Consider the following 21,037-nt stretch of genomic DNA (forward strand, 5'->3'; position numbering starts at 1 on the left):
GCCGATGCACTGCCTACGACCTGTCGTCATGGCTTGGTATAGTTCAGGCCTCTTTCAGTCGGTAAAGGATCACTGCCATGTCGCAATACCAAGCGTTCAACGTCGAACTTGCCGATAACGTTGCCCATGTGCAGATCAATCGTCCGGAAAAGATCAACTCGATGAACGCGGCGTTCTGGAGCGAAATCATCGAGATCTTCCAGTGGGTGGACGACACCGACGCCGCGCGGGTGGTGGTGCTCAGCGGTGCCGGCAAACATTTTTCTTCGGGGATCGACCTGATGATGCTGGCGGGCGTGGCAAACGAGCTGGGCAAGGATGTAGGGCGAAATGCGCGCCTGTTGCGCCGCAAGATCCTGCAGTTGCAAGCCTCGTTCAACGCCGTCGACAATTGCCGCAAGCCGGTACTCGCCGCGGTCCAGGGCTACTGCCTGGGCGGCGCCATCGACCTGATTTCAGCCTGCGACATGCGCTACGCCGCCCAGGACGCGCAGTTCTCCATCAAGGAAATCGATATCGGCATGGCGGCCGACGTCGGCACGCTGCAACGCTTGCCCCGGATCATCGGGGACGGCATGCTGCGTGAACTCGCTTATACGGGGCGCACCTTCGATGCCGACGAAGCGCGCAGCATTGGCCTGGTCAATCGTGTCTACAGTGATACCGCCAGTTTGCTCGACGGTGTCATGGGTATCGCCCGGGAAATTGCCGCCAAATCGCCAATTGCCGTGACCGGCACCAAGGCGATGATCAGCTACATGCGCGATCACCGCATCGACGACGGGCTGGAGTACGTCGCCACGTGGAACGCTGCCATGCTGCAATCGACTGACCTGCGCGTGGCCATGGCCGCCCATATGAGCAAACAGAAACCCGAATTTCTGGATTGACTGATCATGATTTCACGCTGGACCACCGCAGTACTCGATACCGATTTTCCCGGCGGCTGGGCCGTGGCCCGCAGCCCGGAAGGCTTTCTGTTCGATGATAACGGCGCGCTGTTTCCCCGCGACTGGCTCAAGCGACAGGACCTGTCGATCCTCGCCGAGCATGGCATCGGCCACCTGGACGGTGAGCCTGTCTATCTGTTGGAATTGCACAGCTCACAGGATATTCCCGGCTGCAACTGGAAAGGCTTGCGGGCATTCATGCTCGAGGACGACCACACGCTGTACAAAGTGCTGGGCTACGCGGCGCAGATCGGCACCTGGGCGCGGGAACATCGTTTCTGCGGCAGTTGCGGCAAGCGCATGAGCCAGATCCCGCGGGAGCGGGCGATGTATTGCGATGCCTGTGATTTGCGGCACTATCCGCGCATTTCACCGAGCATGATCGTGCTCATTACCCGCGGCGACGAAGTGCTGCTGGCCCGTTCGCCGCGTTTCGTCACCGGTGTCTACAGCACCCTGGCCGGGTTTGCCGAGCCAGGCGAGTCGGCCGAGGATTGCCTGGTTCGCGAGGTGCGCGAAGAAGTCAGCATTGAGGTAAAGAATATCCAGTACATGGGCAGCCAATGCTGGCCGTTCCCCCATTCGATGATGCTGGGCTTCCACGCCGAATATGCCGGTGGCGACATCATCCCTCAAGAAGATGAAATCGAGGACGCCCAGTGGTTCAACGTTCACAACCTGCCACCGCTGCCGGCCTCGCGATCCATCGCGCGTTACCTGATCGATCTCTACGTGGCGCGCCGCCTAGGCCACGCTGAACCAGTGCTGCCAGGCTAGCCGCACGGTCAAGCCCAACACCACGGTGATGAACACCGGCCGGATGAACTTCGCGCCGCCGCTGATGGCGGTGCGAGCACCGAAGAACGCCCCGATCATCACCGCAATGCCCATGCTCAGGCCGATGATCCAGTCGACCTGCCCGGAAAAGATGAACACCGACAGCGCTGCGATGTTGCTGACGAAGTTCATGCTGCGAGCTACGCCACTGGCCTTGACCAGGTCGATGGGGTAGAGCAGCAAACTGCTCACCGTCCAGAACGCCCCCGTCCCGGGGCCCGCCACGCCGTCATAAAAGCCCAGGCTGAAGCCTTGGGGCGATTGCCACTTCTTGCTGATGGGCGCGTTGCTGTCCAGAGGCGCCTTGGGCGTGCCGCCGAACAACAGGTAGAGACCGCACGCGAAAACGATCACCGGCAGCATCTTGTTCAGCCATTCGGCCGGCAGATAGTGCGCCACGACGGCGCCGGTCAAGGCACCCACGAGCGTGCCGACCAGGGCGTGGGTCCACTGCCGGGGATGGAACAGCTTGCGCCTGTAGAAAGTGAAACTGGCCGTGGCCGAACCGAAGGTCGAGCTGAGCTTGTTGGTGCCCAGGACCAGATGGGGCGGTAGCCCGGCGGTGAGCAACGCGGGTGTGGTCAGCAGGCCACCGCCGCCAGCAATAGCATCGATGAAGCCGGCAATGAACGCGACAATGGCGAGGATAGCGAGGGTAGTGAGGTCAACGCTGAGTTCAAAAGGCATGGAATGGGCTTATTCGGCAGATCGCAGCAGGGCGGCGGGGAAGGCCGGTATGTTACCCACAATGACCGCGAGCCGCGACTGCCCGATTGCCCCCGGCTCAAAGACACTGCCCCCCGTGGCGAGGGAGCTTGCTCCCGCCGGGCTGCGCAACAGCCCCCGTCATAACCACATCGCACTCCGCCGGAGCCCGCCCCCTCGCCATCAGAACCCTCGTTCACTCCGGCCTGAACACCGCCCGCAAACAGCTGTGCGACTTGTCCTTGAACATCGCATAACCTTCCACCGACTGCTCCAGCCCCATCGGGTGGGTCAGCAAATAGGAAGGGTCCAGCTCGCCCTTCTGGATGTGCTCGAACAAACGCTTCACGTAGCGCTGCCCCGGTTGCTGGCCGGAGCGCAAGGTCAGGGATTTGTTGACGATTGCGCCCATCGGAAACTTGTCCAGCAAACCGCCATACACGCCGACCACCGATACGGTGCCGCCCTTGCGGCAGGCTCGGATCGACTGGCGCAGCACCGTGCCGCGTTCAGTGTGCAAACGCATCATCTGCTTGGTCTTGTCATAGAAATAGTCGATCTCGGTGCCATGAGCTTCCATGCCCACGCAATCGATACAACGATCCGGGCCACGGCCGCCGGTCAGCTCCAGCAAGGCGGCATGCACGTCGCAGGTTTCGTAATTGAGGGCGATGGCGCCGGCCTTCTCCTCAGCCAGGCGCAAGCGCTCGGGGAAGCGGTCGATGGCAATCACTCGCTCGGCCCCCAGCAGGTAAGCGCTGGAAATCGCCATCAGGCCAACGCCACCGCAGCCCCAGACCGCCACGGTGTCGCCGCGTTGGATGTCGGCGTTGTCGGCAGCGAAATAACCGGTGGGGACCGCGTCGGAGACGAACACCGCTTGCTCATCACTGACGCCCTCGGGAATGGCGAACAGGTTCACGTCGGCAAACGGCACGCGAATATAAGTGGCATGGCTGCCGGCGTAACCGCCGAACGCATGGCTGTAGCCGATGATGCCGCAGGCCGGTTGGCCGTAGGCAATGTCTGTTGCGCTGGGGTTGGGGTTGGAGTTGTCGCAGCAGGAAAAGTCCGAGCGCTGGCAGTGTTCGCACTGGCCGCAGCCGATGATCGACACGGTGACAACCCGGTCGCCTTTGCTGAACTGGGTGATGGCCGAGCCGGTCTCCACCACTTCGCCCATGAATTCATGGCCAATGATGTCGCCCGCTTGCATGGTCGGCACGTAACCGCCCAGCAAATGCAGGTCCGAACCGCACACGGACGACAACATCACCCGTACGATGGCGTCACGGGGATTGAGAATGGACGGATCATCGACTGTCTCGACTTGGAGTTTATTGGGGCCTTGCCAGGTCAATGCACGCATCAGGCTGTTCCTCCAGTGATAGGTGTGGTGGAAGCGGGGCTGGTCGGCGCTTGGGTGGCATTCGTGGCCGGATGCACGAACAGGAAATCCTTCGTGTCCTGGGCGCGCATTCGGTTAGTGGTCACCTCGCCGAGCTCCAGTTGCTGCTTGATGCTGCGAAGCAGATTCAACAAGGCTTTGTCCGAGAACTTCGAGATGGCGGCAGCCAGGGCGTAACCGGCGGAACCCAGGGAGGTCTGGCAAGCAACGATGGCCTTGATCTGCGTGCCTCGGCCCGTCGGCGCGTCGCTGAAATGCATCTGGATGTCATGTTTGAAACGCGAATCCGGGGCGGCGATCCAGTGCAGCTTCCGGCCATCCTTGGGGTCGTCCTGTTCGATGTCGCATTCCAAGGTCTTGTCCATCGGGCCGTGGGCGACCCAGCGGTAGGTGCGCTCGCTGGTCTGTTCAATCTCATCCACCCAAGGCACCAGCGCCCCGAGATTGCCCGGGTTGCTGCAGAACGCGAAGACTTCCTCCCTGGGCTTGCCGATCGTGATGCTGCGGGAAATTACCTTGCTACCGTTCCAGTCCCGGTCCTGTTCGAAGGCTTGCTCGAAAGGAGTATGTGTCAGCGCACGCTTGACCCTGCACGTACCTGAGTAACCGCGCCAGGCGGCACAGGCGCCAAGCATCACTTGCGGCCACCCTTTGAGCCCGCCCTCGCGCAGCCCGTTGGCGATCAACAGCGTGCCGGCCAGCAACGACACGACGCGCTCCGGTGTTCCTAGGTTGGGGTGCGAAGGGGTCGGTACGGCGGCCCGGCTCGCAACCAGTTGGGGTCGTTCAGTCATGATGGTTTCCTTATGATCAAGGGCGACATAAGGAATGAGCCGGGGGACGGCGTCGTTGTTCCATCCACATTCGCGCTTTCCGATGAGGCGAACCGTGGATGCGGTCACGTATTGCACAGCCTTGGCGGGCTATCTATCGGCGACGGCCAGGACCGACCAAGCGACGATTACTTTTTTGAAATCAAGGGGTTGTCAGCCTAGGCAAATGAGTACATAATTGCGCCCATCGAACGCACTGGGACGTAAAAAATCTCAATGTTTTCAAGGAGATAGCGCTTCGTAAGAGGTCTGTTTCCAGATCAGGTTTGTACACGGTTGATGTGGCGACAATGCATCAGGCGTCTTGAGGCCGAATAGCAAAATGGTTATGCAGTGGATTGCAAATCCACCTACGCCGGTTCGATTCCGACTTCGGCCTCCACTTTAAAACAGCTCCGTAGATCTATGATTTACGGAGCTTTTTTATTTACGATGCGAGGAAAGCTTTTGTCTTGAAAAGGACATGAGCAACCTTGCTTCAGAGGGGAGGGATGTATATATTCCTCGCTCTTGCTGCACCAGGCCAGGCCCTGGCGAATCTGATATTTGCCAGTCTCCATAAGGCTTGCCGCGCTACCGCCCGAATGGCGAAACTGGTAGACGCATGGGACTTAAAATCCCCCGCTCGTAAGGGCGTGCCGGTTCGATTCCGGCTTCGGGCACCATATAAAACAAAGGGTTGCATGGGATATCTCATGCAACCCTTTTTGTTTGCCTATCACTTGCAACGTGACCGAGGCGACCTACAACCGCCGGCGAAACGCTTCGAGAATTTCCCGCGTGCCTTTTTTCATTTGCAGCTGGGCGATGGCATCCAATGGGTGCCAAAGGCAATCGCTGATTTCATTCTGTGGCGTGGCCGCCTTTGAATCGCGAACCGAGGCTTCGAATACATGGTGTTCGGTTTCACCCTCGTTGATTCGCATGAGGTAGAGCAGGTTTTCGACGCTCAGGCCGGTTTCTTCTGCCAGCTCCCTCACCGCAGCGCCCGCGTGGGTTTCGCCGCGTTCGACCGCGCCCCCTGGCAATGCCCAGCGGCTGTTGGCCTTGCGGACCAGCAAGACGTGGCGATTATCTTCGCAAATGACCGTCGCTCGTATCTTCATGGCATTGCTCAATCAGTGACTGTCATTAAAGTGAAATATAACTGAAATATTAAGGCCCGTTGCCAGCACGGCGATCACAAACCTATTTTTCCGTGGGTCTATTCATAAGACCCTTCTCATAAGTGAAAGGCTGCACTTCATTTCTCATGCTATCGGCCATGCAAGCCCACACTTGCGTGCCGCCGGCCATCGACCGGTCATCGGCAAAAATGAATCAGATTGGAAAAAACGCATCCATTTTGGGTGGCTGGCCGCCCCCGAGAGGGGAAGGGAGGAAAAATGACCACGGTTGAAGATTTCAAGATCAGATCCCACGAGCTTCTGATGGAGCTCGATGCGGCGACGTCGCAGATGATGGAGCTCATTTGTGTTCATCAAATGACCGGGGCGACCTGGGATGAAGCCGTCCAGCGTCAACATGAGGCCTATGAGCGGTGGGTCGCTTATCTGAATGAGCGCCTGTAGGTGCAGGCGCAAATTCTTTGAACGGCGCTGGCGCGGTCATGCCTAATCCATAGACCTTCAAGAGGATAGGGCCATGTCTGAATTAGCCAGTTATTTCTGGATCGCCGTTGCGGTGATTCTGCTGCTCCTGGATCTGTGGGTGATCCTCAGTGTGTTTCGAAGCGAAAAGTCCGCCGGGACCAAGGCCGGCTGGGCGCTGCTGGTGATCATACTGCCGGTGTTGGGGCTGGTCATATGGGGCGTCGCCGGGCCACGCGGCGTCAAGCAAGGCCCATCGTCGCCGGAGCACAGCAAAGGCTAGCAACGGCTGCGTGGGCCACCCCGGTCAGCGGTTCTTCCATTGGCCGCCGGTGGTCTCGCAGTCCTGCTGGGCCTGTTTCGCTTGATTGATGTCGTAGTAGTACCAAGTGATCAGGGCATGATCGGGAAGGCTGGCCGATCCTCCATTCTGGTCCTGGCGAGTGGCGCGCGGGTTGGCCAATGCTTCCTGGGTCAGCGGTGCCTGGCATGTCGCCACGTAGCCTTCTGCGCAACGCTCGACTCGGTTTTTGCGGGTGCTGAGGGTTCCCTTGCTTTCGTTGCTGCAAGACCAATCGAGGGTTTCGGCGGGTACACCTTTGTATTCGTAGCAACTATGGCTTTCGATGGCGGGTACCGAGGAACTCTGGGACTGGGTGAAGACATCGCAGCCTTGGGCCATGGCGGCGGCGGGGCTCGCACAGGCGATCAGTAACAGGATTTTTGCGTTCATGAGGTTCTCCCTGAAGCGGCTTCTGCACGTTGATATCAATATCGAGGCGCAATAGAACGCTGTTGTTCCATCGGTTTTCCGACCAATAGAACTTAAGGGAAAACGGGGCCGGCGTAGCGCGTCAGCGGAATTTGGGCAGCGGCCGCTCAGCGGGCTTGAGCGACGTCAATGCGCTCTGGATCGACGGGGCATCGCGTTCAATGTCATTGAGCCGGTCGCGGATGCGCACTGCGGTAGGGTGTCCACCCTGGTGGTCGACCCAGTCGGCGATTTCCTTGCAGGCGGCAGTGAGCGTGGCCTGACGTGATTCCAATAAAGTGAGCAGGGTGGTGATGGACTCTTTTTCGGACATGTCACACCTCCATTTCAGAGTTGATGATGTAGCACAAAACCCGCCAGTGGGCGGGTCATACCGTTGTTTAAGCGTAGTTGAGTTATTTCGGGTCTGTCGAAGAATCCGGCGCCCGGCTGGACAGCCGGTGCGCCGGATCAGTGTGTGTTGAATCAGCCGGACTCCTTTATCCAGGACGGCGCGACACTGGCTCGCCAGCGCACGTCGGTGATGCCGTATTTCTCTGCCATGGGTTTTGAAACCCGCTTGACCTTTTCTCGCCCGAATTTGGGAATGCGCCCGACACCCGCGTCGCAACTGGCCCAATGCCAGGCCTCTGAGTTGTTCATCACCTCGGCACGGATGATGAATGACTTGGGCTCGCCATGGAGCATGTAGTCGATGATGTAAAGCGATGGCCCGCCCATAAATCCTCCCTAATTAGTCCTATACGGATGGATACGAAGGCATTCGGAAAATTCCATCGAATTTCCAGACGGTCGATATATGACTCTCCAGGCATGGGCGCGGGCCGATAGTAAAAATTGCCAGCAGGCGGCGCTCACCCTCAGGAACCAAACCCGGTTAACCTTCTCCAAGGTGGGCTTCAAAACCACGAGCCAGGGATCAAGGGCGAGGCAGTGCGGCATCAAACTAAGGCAAAATATGAAAAACATCGCCAGGACGCTGCTTTGTGCAGCCCTCGCCATCGGTCTGTCGGGATGCATCGGCCCGCCCATCGAACTGACCCCGCAAACCGAGCAGCAACTGCGTGCACAACCCCCGATCCGTTTCCTCCTGACATTCGATGACGGCCCCAGTGCGTCGTCGTTCTGGAACCCGAGCCTGGCCGTGCTGGACGCGCTGGCGGACAATCCGGTGCAGCCCGGGATCAAGGCGGTCTTTTTTGTGCAGACCCGGGCGATCAGAGCCGGTGACAGCGATATCGGGCGCTCGGTGATGCACCGCGAGCAGCGCGAAGGCCACCTGTTGGGCTTTCACACGGCAACCTATTGGCACACCAATCATCGATTCCTCAGCCCCGAGCAGCTCGAGCAATCGCTTGTCGATGGCGGCGCCGATATCGCCAGCATCGCCGGTGTGGCGCCCAACCTGGTGAGGCCGCCGTTCTGGAGCTACGACAAGCGCACGTTCGCCGCCTACCAGCAGCATGGCTTGCACGTATTGCTGACCGACCTGAGCGCCAACGATGGGAAAATCTGGGGTATCACCGCCAGCCCGCGGCGGCGAATCAACCTGATACGCCAGCTCTCCGAGGTGCGCGAGCGCATTGCCGCAGGGCAACTGCCTGTGGTGGATGGCGTGATCCCGGTGGTGGTCACCTTTCATGACCTCAATCGTTATACCGCCCGGCATGCCCGCGAATACCTTCAGATCCTGCTCGAGGCGGCTCGCGTCACCGGCGTCAAGACCGACGCCAGACCCTTTTATGACGACCATCAGGCCTTGGAGCGGGCAGCGCTGGCGCGCACGATCAGGGACACATCCCAGCCGGTGCACTTGCCTGGGCTGTGGGACTGGCTGTGGGATTCCGACTCCCATTGACACTCCCATGGGCAGCACGCCGACGTTGCGACGCTCGGTCGCTCCCAAGGCATGAACTGGGAGTAAGGTAGGCGACGTAACCCTGGTGTAACTCGAAGGAGGTAACGATGAGCCGTGCAATGCTGACCAAAATGCACATTAACGGGTACGACGTGCTCAGCGTGAACAGCGGTCCGTGGCGGGTCTGCACGCAAGCCGACCGGCTGGGCGCCTTTGGCTCCCGCGAGGAAGCGCTGGCCTACGCCGCGGCGTTGCCGCCCAGGAGAAACCGTAGCGGCCAGGCTGAGCGCACGAAATAGCGCTGAGGGGCGGGCTTGCCCGCGATGGCGGTGCGTCAGCTTGACCAGGCTCCTCGCCCCGATCAGCGATTGGCCAACTCCAGCGGTATCTCCAGAGTAAACAGCGCACCGTTGCCGGGTCCGTCGCTGTGTACGTGAAGGCGGCCATTCATCTCAACCGCGGCCAGCGCGCAGCTGTGCAAGCCAAACCCATGGCCGTCCTTGCGGGTCGTGAACCCGTGGTTGAAGATACGGGCGAGGTTCTCTGGAGCGATGCCTTCGCCTCGGTCCTTGACGGTGAGGCACAACGTCGTTGGTTCGAGGATCTGTATCCCGAGGGTCATTTCGCGGGGCTCGCTGACATGGGACATGGCGAACTTGGCGTTGCTGATGAGGTTGATCAGGATCAGCAACAACCGATGCTTGTCTCCCAGGATCGTGGGGACGTCCTGATATTCCTTGATGACGGTGACGCGATGCCGGCTTAGCGCATCCGAATTCATCCGTAGCGCATCTTCGAACAGATCGTTGACCTTGAGTGGTTCGATCAGCCTGGCGGCCCCCGCATAGGTCTGTTGAGTGGTGACGATTTCCTTGATGTGGTCGATGCTCTTGGTCAGTTGCGCCAGTTCTTCGATAAGCATCGTTTGCTCGGCGGCGATGGAGTCGACCAGCTCATTGAAATAACGCGGCAGCAGCTTGCCCTTTTCATCCACGGTGATGAATTGGCCGAGATCGTCAGCATGCTCATTCATCATTTTTACCGCTTTTCCGAGCCCGGCGGTCTTGCTGCTGCGTAACTTGCGGGTGACGAGCTCCGCTGAAATATTCACGCTGTTAAGGACATTTCCGACGTTGTGCAGCACATTCGTGGCGATCTCGGCCATGCCGGCCATTCGCGCGGCATCCAAGAGCTCACGCTCGGCTTCCTTGAGTTCGCGCGTGCGCTCCTGCACGCGTTCCTCGAGCCGTTCGTTGGAGAGTTGCAGCTCGTGGTTGATGTGGTTGATGACCGAATAGCTGCGGACCAGCCGCACAGCCAGGTAGATCATCAGGATCGCCATCAGGCTGGCGCACACGGCCAGGTAGAGATGATATTGGCGATCCGTAGCGGCGGTCCTGCGCTGGGTCTCGTTCAACAACTCATTGATGCTGTCCAATTCCTGGGCAACCGGAATGACATTGATGCGGTCAAGCAGGTCGTTGACGATCGGTTGTTCTTCGACAATGGATTTGACGTGCTGGGCCAGGGTGAGGAAAGGCGGCTGGCGGTCGGCGGGCAACCGGTCGATGTTTGGGCCCAGTTCGTTCAACAGGCGCTGCACCTCCTGGGCTTTTGCCGGGGTGACGTAAAGCGTGTACTCCAGCGTCGCCAGTGACAACTCAACAATGGTGTTGGCCGCGCTCAGGCGTTCGGCAGGGGTTGGGATGTTGATTTCGTTGAGCAGTGCCTGGATCTCGTCCTCGACGAGCGGGAGCGCATCCAGGGCTTCGCGTAGATGGGCATTGTGTTGCTGGAACTGGTCGACCAGTAAGGTCTTGTTCCGGACCGCTTCCACATAACCCTGGCGCCTTGAAGCCCAGAGGGCCGCAAGGGGACCCGAATTGTTGAGTCGTTCCAGTTGCTCCCAACGGCTGTTCGCTTCCGGCGGTGGGGCCAGCGACAGGTTGTTGCTGACGTCGATCTTTTTCCTGAGGATCTTGACGTTCCAGTTCGCGTCGGACTGTTTCAGTTGGCGAATGAAGTCGCGGGATTCGAAGTAGGTCGATGTATCGTACGTATAGGACTTGATCAAGAAGAAGATCAACGCGCAGAAAACCATCAGCGCGGCGGCCAGCAACGCGGGCCATTTATACTTTCTTATAAGGGTGGTCACGTTATTCCCCTGTCCGGGACGCTGGTCGAAGGCGTCTGTATATGACTGAGTGGGCAGAAATGATCGAGGGGTGAAAGCAGGGAGGAAGGAAGCTGCGATGGTATCGGTTGTGGCGTCGAGTGCTTTTACCTGCAAACACGTTGAGCTCCCTGCTAACGGTAAACGGCGGGTTCATCAGTGAGCTGAGTGTAGCGCCAACGAGACAGCAGGGGATGGGCGCGCGATCACGCCAGGATGGAACGGGCGCGGCCAAGGCAGGCCGCGCCCTTGGCGTTACTTGATATCGATGAAGGGCAGGGTGCCGTTCGGCAGTACGGTGGTTGGCAAGACGCCATTCCAGCGTTCGGCCTTGGTCAGTTCCACCAGGTTCTGGTTGCTGGCCAAGGCCTGCGCGCGCGCCTTGATGGCCTCGGCTTCGGCTTTGCCTCGCAACTCGGTGGCCAATGCATCTGCCTTGGCCTGGGCCACTTGTGAATCGGCCTCCGCCTGGGCCTGGGTCACTCGGATCTGCGCCTGGACCTGCTCGGTGGCGAGTTGCTGTTCGCGGGTCTTGACCTGGACTTCCGCAGCCATGCGCGCTTCGATGGCTTTCTCGTAGGCGTCACTGAAGTCGATGTTCTCGACCTGGACGCTGTCGATGATCACCGGGCCGGTAATGGTCGCCTTGATGGCCGCGGAAATGTCATTGACCAGTTGGACGCGGTTCTGCACGGCGGCCACGGCGTTGAACTTGCCGAACACGTTTTCAACCTGCGTAGGTACCTGGCGGCTGATCATCCGGTCACGGATACCTTCGATATCCTTGAATTGGGTGTAGACCTTGGCGACGTCGGAAGGCGCGATGTGCCAGGACACCGACACCTTGAGCTGGGCAGACTGCTGGTCCTTGCTGTAGGCCTGCAGATCCTCGTAGGACGTGACCTGGCTCTGGGTGCTGATCAAGCGCACCGACTCGATGAAAGGCGTCTTGAACGAGAGGCCAGGTTCAACCACCCCGACCAGTGCGCCGTTGCGCAGCAGCACGCCACGCTCGGTTTCGTCGACCGTGTACCAACTGCCAAAGAACACGCATAAGAGAACAATGCCGAGGATCGCCGCAGCAACAGAGCCAATGGTTTTGCTGGTCACTTTTTTCGTTCCTTGAGTACGTGAGTCGGGAAGGGATTTGCGAGGTGCCATAACATTGCAACCGATCTTGGTTTTTAAATGCCGGACACGAAAAAGCCCTGATAAATCAGGGCTTTAACGTACAAATATGGCGGAGGCGATGGGATTCGAACTCATGGACCTGTTACAGTCGACGGTTTTCAAGACCGTTGCCTTAAACCACTCGGCCACACCTCCGTATTGCATTGCGGGCGCCATAATACCCGAATGAAACACACTGTCAAACTCTCTACGTAGCTTGTTACAGAGCGTCTGTTATTATCCTTGCCACTGAATGTTTCAAAACCGGAGGAGTGTCGCCATGCGCGAACAGGATTACGCAGTGAACAACAGCGTGCAGGCTGAGCAGCTAGAGGTTAGCCGCGTCCTGCGCAACACTTATGGCCTGCTGGCACTCACGCTCGCTTTCAGCGGTGTGATGGCCTACGTCGCACAACAAATGCGGGTCGGTTATCCGAACGTCTTTGTGGTGCTGATCGGTTTCTACGGCCTTTTCTTCCTCACCAACAAACTCCGTGACTCGGCCTGGGGCCTGGTATCGGCTTTCGCCCTGACCGGTTTCATGGGTTTCCTGCTCGGCCCGATCCTCAATCGCTACCTGCAAATGCAGGGCGGTGCCGAAGTGGTCAGCTCGGCCTTTGCGATGACCGCATTGGTGTTCGGTGGTTTGTCGGCCTACGTGCTGATTACTCGCAAGGACATGAGCTTCCTCGGCGGCTTCATTACCGCGGGCTTCTTTGTACTGATGGGTGCGGTCCTGGCGAGCTTCTTCTTCCAGATCAGCGGCCTGCAACTGGCGATCAGCGCCGGTTTCGTGCTGTTCTCGTCGGTCTGCATCCTGTATCAGACCAGCGCGATCATCCATGGCGGCGAGCGCAACTACATCATGGCGACCATTAGCCTGTATGTATCGATCTACAACCTGTTCGTCAGCCTGCTGCAGCTGTTCGGCCTGATGGGTCGCGACGACTGATTGCAACAGAGATGAGTAAGAAACTCGCTTCGCAGACCGTGTGAAAACACGCTGAAGCGGCCTGGCAAACGCCCCGACTCGTTCGGGGCGTTTTTTTACCCTCAAGTTTATACTTTCGAAGGGCAGCGCTTGAAGCGCAAGGCCTACAGCGGGTGCCCGGTCTTGGACAAACGCCGGGCCCTGATTTTCCTACGCCATCGGTGGCAATCGCCGCTTGACCGGCGTCTTCTTGACGATGGCCGTATTGGTCTCGGCGTGGACATTTAGCTTGTCCAGCAAGGTGTCCAGCTGTTCCATCGAGCGAACGTGCAACCGAGCGATGAAGCAATCGTCGCCGGTCACCTTGTCGCACTCGGTGAATTCGGCAATGGCCTGTATCTGCCGTTCCACTGCCTGCAACTGCCCCGGTAGCGGACGGATACGCACAATCGCCTGCAATTGATAGCCGAAGCACTTGGGGTCCACCTCAACGGTATATCCCCTGAGCACGCCACGTTCCTCGAGACGCCGAAGGCGTTCGGCAACGCTGGGTGACGACAAGCCGCTCAGGTTCGCCAGGGCCTTGAGCGAGCGTCGGGAGTCCTCCATCAAAGCGCTGATAAGGATCTGGTCAATATCGTCAGTCATTTCAACCCCGTTAGGTGAAAACGTGAAGTTGCCTTGATAAAAAAGGTCGATAGGCAGTTTAGCCTTTTTCAAGCCATGGAGAAGCCCGGGGTGGGGTCGGCATACTGTGGCCACTTGCTAAAGGAGCCTGAAGATGGACAAGACCTTACGTCGCGGTTCGCTGGAAATGACCGCCGCCATGCTGATTTCCGGAACCATTGGTTGGTTCGTGCTGGTTTCGGGCCAGCCGGTGCTGGACGTTGTGTTCTGGCGCTGTGTGTTTGGGGCCGTAACGTTGCTGCTGATCTGCGCCGGTTTCGGCTTCCTGCGTCCAGGCATTCTCACGCGCACCACGTTCCTGCTGGCCGTGCTCAGCGGCGTTGCAATCGTCGGCAACTGGGTGCTGTTGTTCGCTTCCTATTCCCGGGCTTCGATTGCCATCGGGACGGCGGTCTACAACGTCCAGCCGTTCATGCTGGTGGGGCTGGCGGCGCTTTTCCTGGGTGAAAAAATCACTGCGCAAAAGCTGTTCTGGCTGGCTGTATCATTCCTCGGGATGCTGGCGATTGTCAGTGCACACGGTGAGCAAGGGCAGGGTGGAGAGGACTATCTGGTCGGTATCGCCTTGGCGCTGGGTGCTGCATTGCTGTACGCCATTGCAGCGTTGATCATCAAGCGCCTGACCGGCACACCGCCCCATCTGATTGCGCTGATCCAGGTCAGCACCGGCATATTGCTGCTGGCGCCCTGGGCGAGTTTTTCGGCGTTGCCGCAACAGGCTGAGGCCTGGGCCAGCCTGGTGACCCTGGGCATTGTGCACACCGGCGTGATGTACGTGTTGCTGTACAGCGCGATTCAACGGTTGCCGACGGCATTGACCGGTGCACTTTCATTCATTTATCCAATCGCGGCGATCTTAGTCGACTGGTTCGCCTTCGGCCATCGCCTCGAACCGTTGCAGTGGTTGGGCGTGGCGGCGATCCTGCTGGCGGCCGCTGGCATGCAACAAGGCTGGGGCGCTCGCTTGCGGCGCCCAGCCCTGTCATAACCCGGTGACTCGGCGCGGGTCAGAAGATGTAGTCGGTGGTCAGGAAGTTGGAGTCTCGTTCACGGATGATGTCGCTGATCAGCGCCTTGTTGCTGTCCTGGAACTTGGTCGCCACCAAGGTGCGAATGGAAAAGGTGCGCAGCGCATCGTGGACGGACAACGTGCCCTCGGCGGAATTTTTCCGGCCGTTGAACGGGAAGGTATCCGGGCCACGCTGGCACTGGGCGTTGATGTTGATACGCCCGACCTGATTGGCGAAGGTGTCCACCAGCTTGCCGACTTCCGCCGGGTTGGTGCCAAAGATACTCAGCTGCTGGCCGAAGTCGGACTCGAGCACGTAATCGACCACGGTGTTGAGGTCGCGGTACGGCACGATGGGCACGACCGGGCCGAACTGTTCTTCGTGGTAGACCCGCATCGCAGTGTTCACCGGATAAAGCACGGCCGGGTAGAAGAATGAGCTTCGCGATTCGCCGCCGTGGGCATTGGTCACCGCTGCGCCTTTGGCGACCGCATCGGCCACCAGCGAATGCAGGTAATCGACTTTGCCCGCTTCGGGCAGCGGCGTCAGCGCCACACCGTCTTCCCAGGGCATGCCCGGCTTGAGCGCGGCGAGCTTGGCGTTGAATTTCTCGATGAACGCCGGCGCCACGTCTTCATGGACAAAGAGAATTTTCAGCGCCGTGCAGCGTTGGCCATTGAACGACAGGGAGCCGGTCAACGCTTCGCTGACTGCATTGTCCAGATCAACGTCCGGCAGCACCAGACCAGGGTTCTTCGCATCCAGCCCAAGGGCGGCACGCAGGCGATGCGGGCGCGGGTGGAGTTTTTTCAGGTCGCTGGCGGCCTTGTTGGTACCGATGAAGGCAAAGATGTCGATTTTTCCACTGGCCATCAGCGCACTGACGGTTTCCCGGCCGCTGCCATAGATCACGTTGATAACGCCTGCCGGGAAGCTGTCGCGGAAGGCTTCCAGCAGTGGACGTACCAGCAATACGCCGAGCTTGGCGGGCTTGAATACCACGGTGTTGCCCATGATCAAGGCAGGAATCAAGGTGGTGAAGGTTTCGTTCAACGGATAGTTATACGGGCCCATGCACAGCGCCACGCCCAGGGGGACGCGCCGGATCTGGCCCAAGGTGTCCTGCTCCAGTTCGAAGCGGCTTGAGCGACGGTCCAGTTCCTTGAGGGCATTGATGGTGTCGACGATGTAGTCGCAGGTGCGGTCGAACTCCTTCTGGGAATCCTTGAGGTTCTTGCCGATTTCCCACATCAATAGCTTCACTACGGCTTCGCGTTGCTCGCGCATGCGGGCCAGGAAGGTTTCGACATGGCGGATGCGTTCGGCGACACGCATCGTGGGCCACTGCCCCTGGCCGCGATCGTAAGCGCGCACGGCGGCGTCCAGGGCGGTGAGGGCGGTCTCGGCGTCCAGCAGTGGCGTACTGCCGAGGATCACTTGTTCATCGCCGTGTTCGCCAGCCAGGTACACCGGGCTGCGGACGACGGCCAGTGGGCCTTGCCAGGTCTTCAGGACACCGTCCACCAGGTATTCGCGCTGCTCGATCTGACCGTCGAGGCGGTACGCGTCCGGAATCTGGGCAGCAGCGGGAAACAGATTGGCGAGGAGGGGGGCTGTGGTCATGTCGTTACTCCATCAATGAAATGAGCCATGGGCTGACGGCTTGCAAGCATAAAGCGCTTTTAGGGTTATACGCCTTAAAGCAGGTGCTTTTTAAGCAGACATCGAGCAGCCGATGTTATTCATTGATGAAATAGAGGACTGATGCGAGCGACCGAAGGACCACCTACCAGCTGACTCGCACCCCAAGATTACCCGCCACGCTGCGTTGCTGTTGGCTGTCCAGGTTGTTGCTGTAATCTGCGCTGGCGTACACGCTCACCGCAGGTGCCAGGCTGATAATGACGCCGACGCCCAGGTCACCGGTGGACGAGCGCTGTTGGGTCTCGACTCGCTCGGTGTCGTCGAAGGTCACCGCATCGGTGCCGGAAAACGTATGCCACAGGTTGGCGCGCAGATACGGCTCCACCGGCATGCCGCTGATTTGATAGCGGCCCTTCAGGCGAGCTCCGAGACGGCCGGTCCAGGCTCCGTCGGAATCGAATTCGACCCGGGAGATGCCGTCATCCTGGGTGTCCAGGGAAACTTTCTGGTGAATGATTTGCACCTGGGGTTCGAGGACCCAGTCGGTGGTTACGGCGAAGGGGTAGCCAGCCTCCGCCGACAGGGTGAGGGCATGTCCACGATTGTCGATTTTCAAGCCGCGATCAGAGCGGTTATCGCCATCCAACCGCGTACCCATCACCACCGCGTCGACATAGCCGCCGGTGGGATCGGTCAACGTCCAGTACAGCCCGAAGCTGTCGCCGTCGAGCTCGATCTTGCCGGCGCGTCGGCCTTGGAAGCCAAGGTTGAAACCGTCGACGTCGCCGTTCAATTTGGTATGACCGACGAAAAAACCGATGCGTTGGGTCTGGCCACCGGCAGTCGGCGCGCTGTACAGGTCATTGCCGACCTGGAAACCCTTGATGGACCCGTCGAACCGTGGCGTAACGGTGCCGGCCCAGGTCTGATCCAGATCCTTGCCATAGACTCGCCCCCAACCCGCGCCGAACCCGGCGGTTTCGGTAAGCAGGCGCTGGTCGCCCTGTCGGTCATGGAAGGTGCCGAGGGCCATCAGGGTCAGTTGCGCCGCCGCTGGAGGCAGGACCGACCAAGTAGGCACTTCCGGACGATACAACGGCACCGGCGCTGCGCCAGGGACCGCAGCCGGCAAGGCGGGCAATGACGGGCTGGGTGCCGCCACCGGTCCTGCCACCAGGGTCGAGCGCAGGTACCAATTGTTTTCATTGCCAGGCGCCACGCCCCCCTTGAACAAGCGGTAATCGAAGGCGCCGGCCGAGACGGATTGGGCCAGCGAGAAGGCACCATCGGTGCTGACCGCACCGCCCTGGGCGCTGACCAGTTCGATGCCGTTGCGGGTGGTCAAGGCGCCGGCACCGCCCAGATTGGTGACGGCGATGGCGGTGCTGCCTGTGAGTGTCCCGCCATTGACCACCAGCCGATCGCTTTGAGAGTCGTCTGCCCCGACGACTGTTTGCAGGCGCAACTGGCCATTGCTGCCGATATAGTTGCCTTGCACGGTCAGGCTGTCGTCGGTGCGAGTGTTGTCGCGGCTGAGGTCGATGATCCCGCTGTTGTCGAGCGTGACCGATTGACCGGCCGTGAATGGGTTGATGCTGCCCTGAGTGGACGTCAGCACACTGCTGCTGTCGATGGCGAGCACGCCGGTGGCGGTGGTGCTGTCACCCAAGACGAGCGTGTCATTGAGATCCAGGCGCGAGCCTTGGCTGAGCTTGACCGTTTCCCAATTGACGTACCGGGCGCCGGTGCCTGTGGTGGTGGCGTCGAAGGTCAGGGTGTCCTGGCCCAGCCCGCCATCCACGCTCGGAGTGGTGGCGAGCAATGCTTCATTGAGGTTGCTCAACAGCGCCGTGTCGTTGCCTTCTCCCATCAAGACAGCCGAGCGAAGGACGCCGCCACTCCACTGGAGTTGGTCGTCGCCGAAACTGGCGCGGACCTCGCCGACGATTTCACCGCCGCTCACGGTAATCCGGTCGTTGCCGCCGCTGACGCTGACATTGCCGCCGATGCGTCCGGCGGAAAGGATGATGGTGTCCTGGCCGAAGCCGGTCACCAGATTGCCGAGTATCTGCCCGCCGGACATGTCGAAAATATTGTCATCGAGTTTCATGTCGACCCGGCCGATGGTGCCGCCAGTCATCGTGGCGTTATCGCCGTCTTCGAAGGCGCCGACGATGGTACCGCCGGTCATCCGGAACGTATCGAGGCCGTCGCCCTGGGCCAGGGACTGGATGCTGCCGCCATTCATGACGAAATCGTCGATGCCTGAGCCTTGTTGCACATCGCCCTGGATCACGCCATTGGCTTCGATCTGGATCTTATCGACACCGGGGCCAAAGGTGACGTCACCCTGGATAATGCCGCTGCCGTTGGCCGGCATGGTCAGGCGGTTATCCCCCAGCAGGTCCGTCAGCCCGGGACTGGTACCGCTGTCGCAGACATAAGCGTCGTTACCGGGTCCCGGCGTCAGGGTGCAAGCCGCCATGGCGGACGGCACGGGTAACAGGAAGGGGGCCGATGCCCACAAGACGTTGAACAGCCGATTGAATCCATGCTCGCGCAAGCTCATGTGCTATCCCTCTGCGTAGGCATCACGGGAATGCCGATTCCAGCATCGGTTGCACGACAGATGGCACACAGGGCCTGGCAACGCTCGCTGTATGGGATGGCACCGTAGCAACGAATAAAACCCGTCGCTACTGTCAGAACTTACAGGTCGGCGCTTGGCGAGCAGGGAAGCAGGACACTAGAGGTGCACTTCAACGGCAAGTGGCAGGTGGTCGCTCAGGTGCGTCCAGGGTTTATTGCCCAATATTTGCGGCGCGTGGCTGGTGGCGTTGCGCAGGTAGATGCGGTCCAGGCGCAGCAATGGGAAGCGGGCCGGGTATGTCCTGGCGGGACGACCGTGGTGTTGCTCGAAGGCTTCATGCAAGTGCCCATGGCGGGCGAGGGCACTGTTGCCGCGCAACTGCCAGTCGTTGAAGTCGCCGGCAATGATTACCGGGGCGTCTTCGGGGAGCGAGGCAAGTAGCTTGTAGAGCAGTTTGAGCTGTAGCTGGCGATGGCTTTCCAACAGGCTCAAGTGCACACAGATCCCGTGGACTTCGGCGTGGCCCGGCACATCCAGTACGCAGTGCAGCAAGCCGCGTCGTTCCGGGCCGGTGATCGAAACGTCCAGGTTTCGGAACTGGCGGATCGGGTATTTGGAGAGCAATGCATTGCCATGGTGCCCATCGGGGTACACCGCATTGCGGCCATAGGCGAAGTCGCTCCACATGCTGTCAGCGAGAAATTCGTACTGGGACACCTGGGGCCAGTTGTCATAGCGCGATGCGTGGCGGTCATGTTCGCCCAGCACTTCCTGAAGGAACACCAGGTCAGCACCGGTACTGCGCACCGCCTCGCGCAGTTCGGGCAGGATGAAACGACGGTTGAGGGCGGTGAACCCCTTATGGGTATTGACCGTGAGGACCCGCAGCCGGTGAACCGCCGCAGGCGTGTCCAACAGCATCGATTCACCGGCCCGCCAGTCGGGATCTTGGCTCACGTTCACTCCTGGATCAGATGTACCTGTTCATGCGACTGGAGAGAGGCTCCGGCAGTTCCGGATTTTTCATCGCTGCCTGTTGGGTTCACTTCAGATAAAGACAATCTCGTAGGGCATGCCCATGCGGTCAAGGATGACCCGTGGCACCAGCGGGGCGATGCCGCTGGCGGGTTCGCCGTTGAGCTGGCTGACATAGGCATACATCGCGTGACGCTTGCGGGCGGTCGTCCAGACGTCAAGGCGCAGTTTGCGGGCGCGGTGCCAGGGAATCTTGCTCTGTTCGCGGACCGGCCAATGCCACGCCCATACCGGCAGCTCGTTGAACGTCGCGCCGATGCTGTCAGCGGCCAGGGCCCCGGCGCGGCCTACCGTGTCGTGGTCACTGTCGCCGTCCTGGCGCCAGGTACCGAACACCACATCACCGGGGCGCAGGTAACGGCCGATAAAAGCGGCCAGCTCGGCCTCGTGCTCGGCAAGGGCTTTTTCCGGGAAGCCGCCTCGTACCCATTGCAAGGCGTGGGCCGGTACGCCCAGGCGATGCAAGGCGTCCACGCTTTCCTGTGGGTGAGGGCGGTGCGTGCGCAGGCGCTCATCGGTCCACAAAGGGGAACCGGGTGGGCAGAGGTCGCCATCGGTGACCGAGATCAGCAGCATGGGTTGGTCCAGGTTGCTCATCAATTGCAGCAGCCCACCGCAGGCCCCGACTTCATCGCCTGGATGCGGCGCGAGAATGACCGCACGAGAGCCAGCAGGAACGAGGGTTTGGGTACTGATGATGGGAATGTCGGCCAGTTGCGCAGCACTGTTCCAGATTTGTGGGTGCTGTCGACCAGGCAAGCGAGAGGCGGGTTTCATGATAGACGTCCTTGTTTGTGTTCAATCTTCCAACCAGGTACCGGGCCTGCTGCCCGGCATTTGCCCGT

Annotated in this window: 22 protein-coding genes and 3 tRNA genes; 10 read left to right on the plus strand and 15 right to left on the minus strand. The window is 59.9% G+C overall.

What is annotated here, in order from left to right:
- Positions 1–77 precede the first annotated feature (77 nt).
- Together AD663_RS13040 and nudC are read left to right on the plus strand one after the other, a co-directional pair.
- Positions 78–890 carry a crotonase/enoyl-CoA hydratase family protein gene (locus AD663_RS13040; RefSeq protein ID WP_053213875.1) on the plus strand — a complete coding sequence of 271 codons (813 nt, stop codon included), beginning with the start codon at positions 78–80 and terminating at the stop codon, positions 888–890.
- A 6-nt stretch (positions 891–896) separates the two neighbouring features.
- Entirely contained in the window at positions 897–1,727 is an 831-nt protein-coding gene (gene nudC / locus AD663_RS13045) for an NAD(+) diphosphatase (RefSeq protein ID WP_003181537.1), read from the plus strand.
- Here nudC and AD663_RS13050 read toward each other — a convergent pair.
- The 3 genes from AD663_RS13050 to AD663_RS13060 form a co-directional block, all read right to left on the minus strand.
- A complete protein-coding gene (locus AD663_RS13050) occupies positions 1,695–2,474 on the minus strand; it encodes a TSUP family transporter (protein ID WP_003181539.1) in 780 nt (259 codons plus the stop codon). The two genes, nudC and AD663_RS13050, sit on opposite strands and share 33 nt — an antisense overlap.
- 214 nt (positions 2,475–2,688) lie before the next feature.
- Positions 2,689–3,861, minus strand: coding sequence for a zinc-dependent alcohol dehydrogenase (locus tag AD663_RS13055; protein ID WP_003181542.1), 1,173 nt, complete (start codon positions 3,859–3,861; stop codon positions 2,689–2,691).
- Positions 3,861–4,694, minus strand: a complete 834-nt coding sequence (locus tag AD663_RS13060) for a DUF2892 domain-containing protein (RefSeq protein ID WP_157062715.1) — start codon at positions 4,692–4,694, stop codon at positions 3,861–3,863. Before AD663_RS13060 ends, AD663_RS13055 begins: the two co-directional genes overlap by 1 nt.
- Positions 4,695–5,041: 347 nt before the next feature.
- Here AD663_RS13060 and AD663_RS13070 point away from each other — a divergent pair.
- A tRNA-Cys gene (locus AD663_RS13070) sits at positions 5,042–5,115 on the plus strand.
- 196 nt (positions 5,116–5,311) lie between these two features.
- Positions 5,312–5,398: transfer RNA gene (locus AD663_RS13075), tRNA-Leu, on the plus strand.
- 78 nt (positions 5,399–5,476) lie between these two features.
- Here AD663_RS13075 and AD663_RS13080 read toward each other — a convergent pair.
- On the minus strand, positions 5,477–5,839 hold the full coding sequence (locus tag AD663_RS13080) for an NUDIX hydrolase (protein ID WP_053213877.1): 363 nt from the start codon (positions 5,837–5,839) through the stop codon (positions 5,477–5,479).
- A gap of 279 nt (positions 5,840–6,118) precedes the next feature.
- On the opposite strand from AD663_RS13080, the gene AD663_RS13085 reads away from it, so the two are divergent.
- Both AD663_RS13085 and AD663_RS13090 read left to right on the plus strand, forming a co-directional pair.
- Positions 6,119–6,304: a hypothetical protein gene (locus AD663_RS13085; protein ID WP_033046011.1), complete on the plus strand. Its 186-nt coding sequence runs from the start codon at positions 6,119–6,121 to the stop codon at positions 6,302–6,304.
- A 73-nt stretch (positions 6,305–6,377) separates the two neighbouring features.
- Positions 6,378–6,605: a PLD nuclease N-terminal domain-containing protein gene (locus AD663_RS13090; RefSeq protein ID WP_003181551.1), complete on the plus strand. Its 228-nt coding sequence runs from the start codon at positions 6,378–6,380 to the stop codon at positions 6,603–6,605.
- A 24-nt stretch (positions 6,606–6,629) separates the two neighbouring features.
- Here AD663_RS13090 and AD663_RS13095 read toward each other — a convergent pair whose 3' ends face one another.
- From AD663_RS13095 to AD663_RS13105, 3 genes are all read right to left on the minus strand, one after another.
- On the minus strand, positions 6,630–7,055 hold the full coding sequence (locus tag AD663_RS13095) for a hypothetical protein (RefSeq protein ID WP_003181553.1): 426 nt from the start codon (positions 7,053–7,055) through the stop codon (positions 6,630–6,632).
- A 121-nt stretch (positions 7,056–7,176) separates the two neighbouring features.
- On the minus strand, positions 7,177–7,407 hold the full coding sequence (locus AD663_RS13100; RefSeq protein WP_003181555.1) for a hypothetical protein: 231 nt from the start codon (positions 7,405–7,407) through the stop codon (positions 7,177–7,179).
- Between the two features lie 152 nt (positions 7,408–7,559).
- Complete coding sequence (locus tag AD663_RS13105) at positions 7,560–7,814, minus strand: DUF6555 family protein (RefSeq protein WP_003181556.1); 255 nt, start codon at positions 7,812–7,814, stop codon at positions 7,560–7,562.
- Between the two features lie 238 nt (positions 7,815–8,052).
- Here AD663_RS13105 and AD663_RS13110 point away from each other — a divergent pair, with 238 nt between their 5' ends.
- Positions 8,053–8,952 carry a polysaccharide deacetylase family protein gene (locus AD663_RS13110; protein ID WP_053213878.1) on the plus strand — a complete coding sequence of 300 codons (900 nt, stop codon included), beginning with the start codon at positions 8,053–8,055 and terminating at the stop codon, positions 8,950–8,952.
- Positions 8,953–9,059: 107 nt separating this feature from the next.
- Positions 9,060–9,251 carry a hypothetical protein gene (locus AD663_RS13115; RefSeq protein WP_053213879.1) on the plus strand — a complete coding sequence of 64 codons (192 nt, stop codon included), beginning with the start codon at positions 9,060–9,062 and terminating at the stop codon, positions 9,249–9,251.
- 62 nt (positions 9,252–9,313) lie between these two features.
- On the opposite strand, the gene AD663_RS13120 is transcribed toward AD663_RS13115, so the two are convergent.
- From AD663_RS13120 to AD663_RS13130, 3 genes are all read right to left on the minus strand, one after another.
- Entirely contained in the window at positions 9,314–11,107 is a 1,794-nt protein-coding gene (locus AD663_RS13120) for a DAHL domain-containing protein (protein WP_083455143.1), read from the minus strand.
- A gap of 273 nt (positions 11,108–11,380) precedes the next feature.
- Complete coding sequence (locus AD663_RS13125) at positions 11,381–12,235, minus strand: SPFH domain-containing protein (protein ID WP_003181564.1); 855 nt, start codon at positions 12,233–12,235, stop codon at positions 11,381–11,383.
- A gap of 128 nt (positions 12,236–12,363) precedes the next feature.
- Positions 12,364–12,451 (minus strand) — tRNA-Ser (locus tag AD663_RS13130).
- 124 nt (positions 12,452–12,575) lie between these two features.
- Here AD663_RS13130 and AD663_RS13135 point away from each other — a divergent pair.
- The gene (locus AD663_RS13135; protein WP_003181565.1) at positions 12,576–13,247 is read left to right on the plus strand and encodes a Bax inhibitor-1/YccA family protein; all 672 of its coding nucleotides are present in this window, start codon (positions 12,576–12,578) and stop codon (positions 13,245–13,247) included.
- Between the two features lie 189 nt (positions 13,248–13,436).
- Here AD663_RS13135 and AD663_RS13140 read toward each other — a convergent pair whose 3' ends face one another.
- Positions 13,437–13,874, minus strand: a complete 438-nt coding sequence (locus tag AD663_RS13140) for an Lrp/AsnC family transcriptional regulator (RefSeq protein WP_003181568.1) — start codon at positions 13,872–13,874, stop codon at positions 13,437–13,439.
- 133 nt (positions 13,875–14,007) lie between these two features.
- Here AD663_RS13140 and AD663_RS13145 point away from each other — a divergent pair, with 133 nt between their 5' ends.
- Positions 14,008–14,901, plus strand: coding sequence for a DMT family transporter (locus tag AD663_RS13145; protein ID WP_003181570.1), 894 nt, complete (start codon positions 14,008–14,010; stop codon positions 14,899–14,901).
- Between the two features lie 19 nt (positions 14,902–14,920).
- On the opposite strand, the gene AD663_RS13150 is transcribed toward AD663_RS13145, so the two are convergent.
- The 4 genes from AD663_RS13150 to AD663_RS13165 form a co-directional block, all read right to left on the minus strand.
- Complete coding sequence (locus AD663_RS13150) at positions 14,921–16,546, minus strand: NADP-dependent glyceraldehyde-3-phosphate dehydrogenase (RefSeq protein WP_003181572.1); 1,626 nt, start codon at positions 16,544–16,546, stop codon at positions 14,921–14,923.
- A 163-nt stretch (positions 16,547–16,709) separates the two neighbouring features.
- Positions 16,710–19,136 carry an autotransporter outer membrane beta-barrel domain-containing protein gene (locus tag AD663_RS13155; RefSeq protein ID WP_053213880.1) on the minus strand — a complete coding sequence of 809 codons (2,427 nt, stop codon included), beginning with the start codon at positions 19,134–19,136 and terminating at the stop codon, positions 16,710–16,712.
- 177 nt (positions 19,137–19,313) lie between these two features.
- A complete protein-coding gene (locus AD663_RS13160; RefSeq protein WP_371261181.1) occupies positions 19,314–20,078 on the minus strand; it encodes an endonuclease/exonuclease/phosphatase family protein in 765 nt (254 codons plus the stop codon).
- Positions 20,079–20,204: 126 nt separating this feature from the next.
- Complete coding sequence (locus AD663_RS13165) at positions 20,205–20,969, minus strand: PIG-L deacetylase family protein (protein WP_053213882.1); 765 nt, start codon at positions 20,967–20,969, stop codon at positions 20,205–20,207.
- Between the last annotated feature and the right edge of the window lie 68 nt (positions 20,970–21,037).

It is taken from the genome of Pseudomonas sp. Q12-87, from assembly GCF_001269755.1.
In the GTDB taxonomy this organism is placed as follows: Bacteria; Pseudomonadota; Gammaproteobacteria; order Pseudomonadales; family Pseudomonadaceae; genus Aquipseudomonas; species Aquipseudomonas fluorescens_S.

Excerpts from the sequence above, each read along its gene's own strand:
- AD663_RS13150 (WP_003181572.1), bottom strand. The coding sequence starts at position 16,546 with ATGACCACAGCCCCCCTCCTCGCCAATCTGTTTCCCGCTGCTGCCCAG.
- AD663_RS13110 (WP_053213878.1), top strand. The coding sequence starts at position 8,053 with ATGAAAAACATCGCCAGGACGCTGCTTTGTGCAGCCCTCGCCATCGGT.
- AD663_RS13105 (WP_003181556.1), bottom strand. The coding sequence starts at position 7,814 with ATGGGCGGGCCATCGCTTTACATCATCGACTACATGCTCCATGGCGAG.
- AD663_RS13080 (WP_053213877.1), bottom strand. The coding sequence starts at position 5,839 with ATGAAGATACGAGCGACGGTCATTTGCGAAGATAATCGCCACGTCTTG.
- AD663_RS13140 (WP_003181568.1), bottom strand. The coding sequence starts at position 13,874 with ATGACTGACGATATTGACCAGATCCTTATCAGCGCTTTGATGGAGGAC.
- AD663_RS13155 (WP_053213880.1), bottom strand. The coding sequence starts at position 19,136 with ATGAGCTTGCGCGAGCATGGATTCAATCGGCTGTTCAACGTCTTGTGG.
- AD663_RS13060 (WP_157062715.1), bottom strand. The coding sequence starts at position 4,694 with ATGACTGAACGACCCCAACTGGTTGCGAGCCGGGCCGCCGTACCGACC.
- AD663_RS13090 (WP_003181551.1), top strand. The coding sequence starts at position 6,378 with ATGTCTGAATTAGCCAGTTATTTCTGGATCGCCGTTGCGGTGATTCTG.
- AD663_RS13050 (WP_003181539.1), bottom strand. The coding sequence starts at position 2,474 with ATGCCTTTTGAACTCAGCGTTGACCTCACTACCCTCGCTATCCTCGCC.
- AD663_RS13085 (WP_033046011.1), top strand. The coding sequence starts at position 6,119 with ATGACCACGGTTGAAGATTTCAAGATCAGATCCCACGAGCTTCTGATG.
- AD663_RS13095 (WP_003181553.1), bottom strand. The coding sequence starts at position 7,055 with ATGAACGCAAAAATCCTGTTACTGATCGCCTGTGCGAGCCCCGCCGCC.
- AD663_RS13160 (WP_371261181.1), bottom strand. The coding sequence starts at position 20,078 with ATGCTGTTGGACACGCCTGCGGCGGTTCACCGGCTGCGGGTCCTCACG.
- nudC (WP_003181537.1), top strand. The coding sequence starts at position 897 with ATGATTTCACGCTGGACCACCGCAGTACTCGATACCGATTTTCCCGGC.
- AD663_RS13100 (WP_003181555.1), bottom strand. The coding sequence starts at position 7,407 with ATGTCCGAAAAAGAGTCCATCACCACCCTGCTCACTTTATTGGAATCA.
- AD663_RS13115 (WP_053213879.1), top strand. The coding sequence starts at position 9,060 with ATGAGCCGTGCAATGCTGACCAAAATGCACATTAACGGGTACGACGTG.
- AD663_RS13040 (WP_053213875.1), top strand. The coding sequence starts at position 78 with ATGTCGCAATACCAAGCGTTCAACGTCGAACTTGCCGATAACGTTGCC.
- AD663_RS13135 (WP_003181565.1), top strand. The coding sequence starts at position 12,576 with ATGCGCGAACAGGATTACGCAGTGAACAACAGCGTGCAGGCTGAGCAG.
- AD663_RS13145 (WP_003181570.1), top strand. The coding sequence starts at position 14,008 with ATGGACAAGACCTTACGTCGCGGTTCGCTGGAAATGACCGCCGCCATG.
- AD663_RS13165 (WP_053213882.1), bottom strand. The coding sequence starts at position 20,969 with ATGAAACCCGCCTCTCGCTTGCCTGGTCGACAGCACCCACAAATCTGG.
- AD663_RS13055 (WP_003181542.1), bottom strand. The coding sequence starts at position 3,861 with ATGCGTGCATTGACCTGGCAAGGCCCCAATAAACTCCAAGTCGAGACA.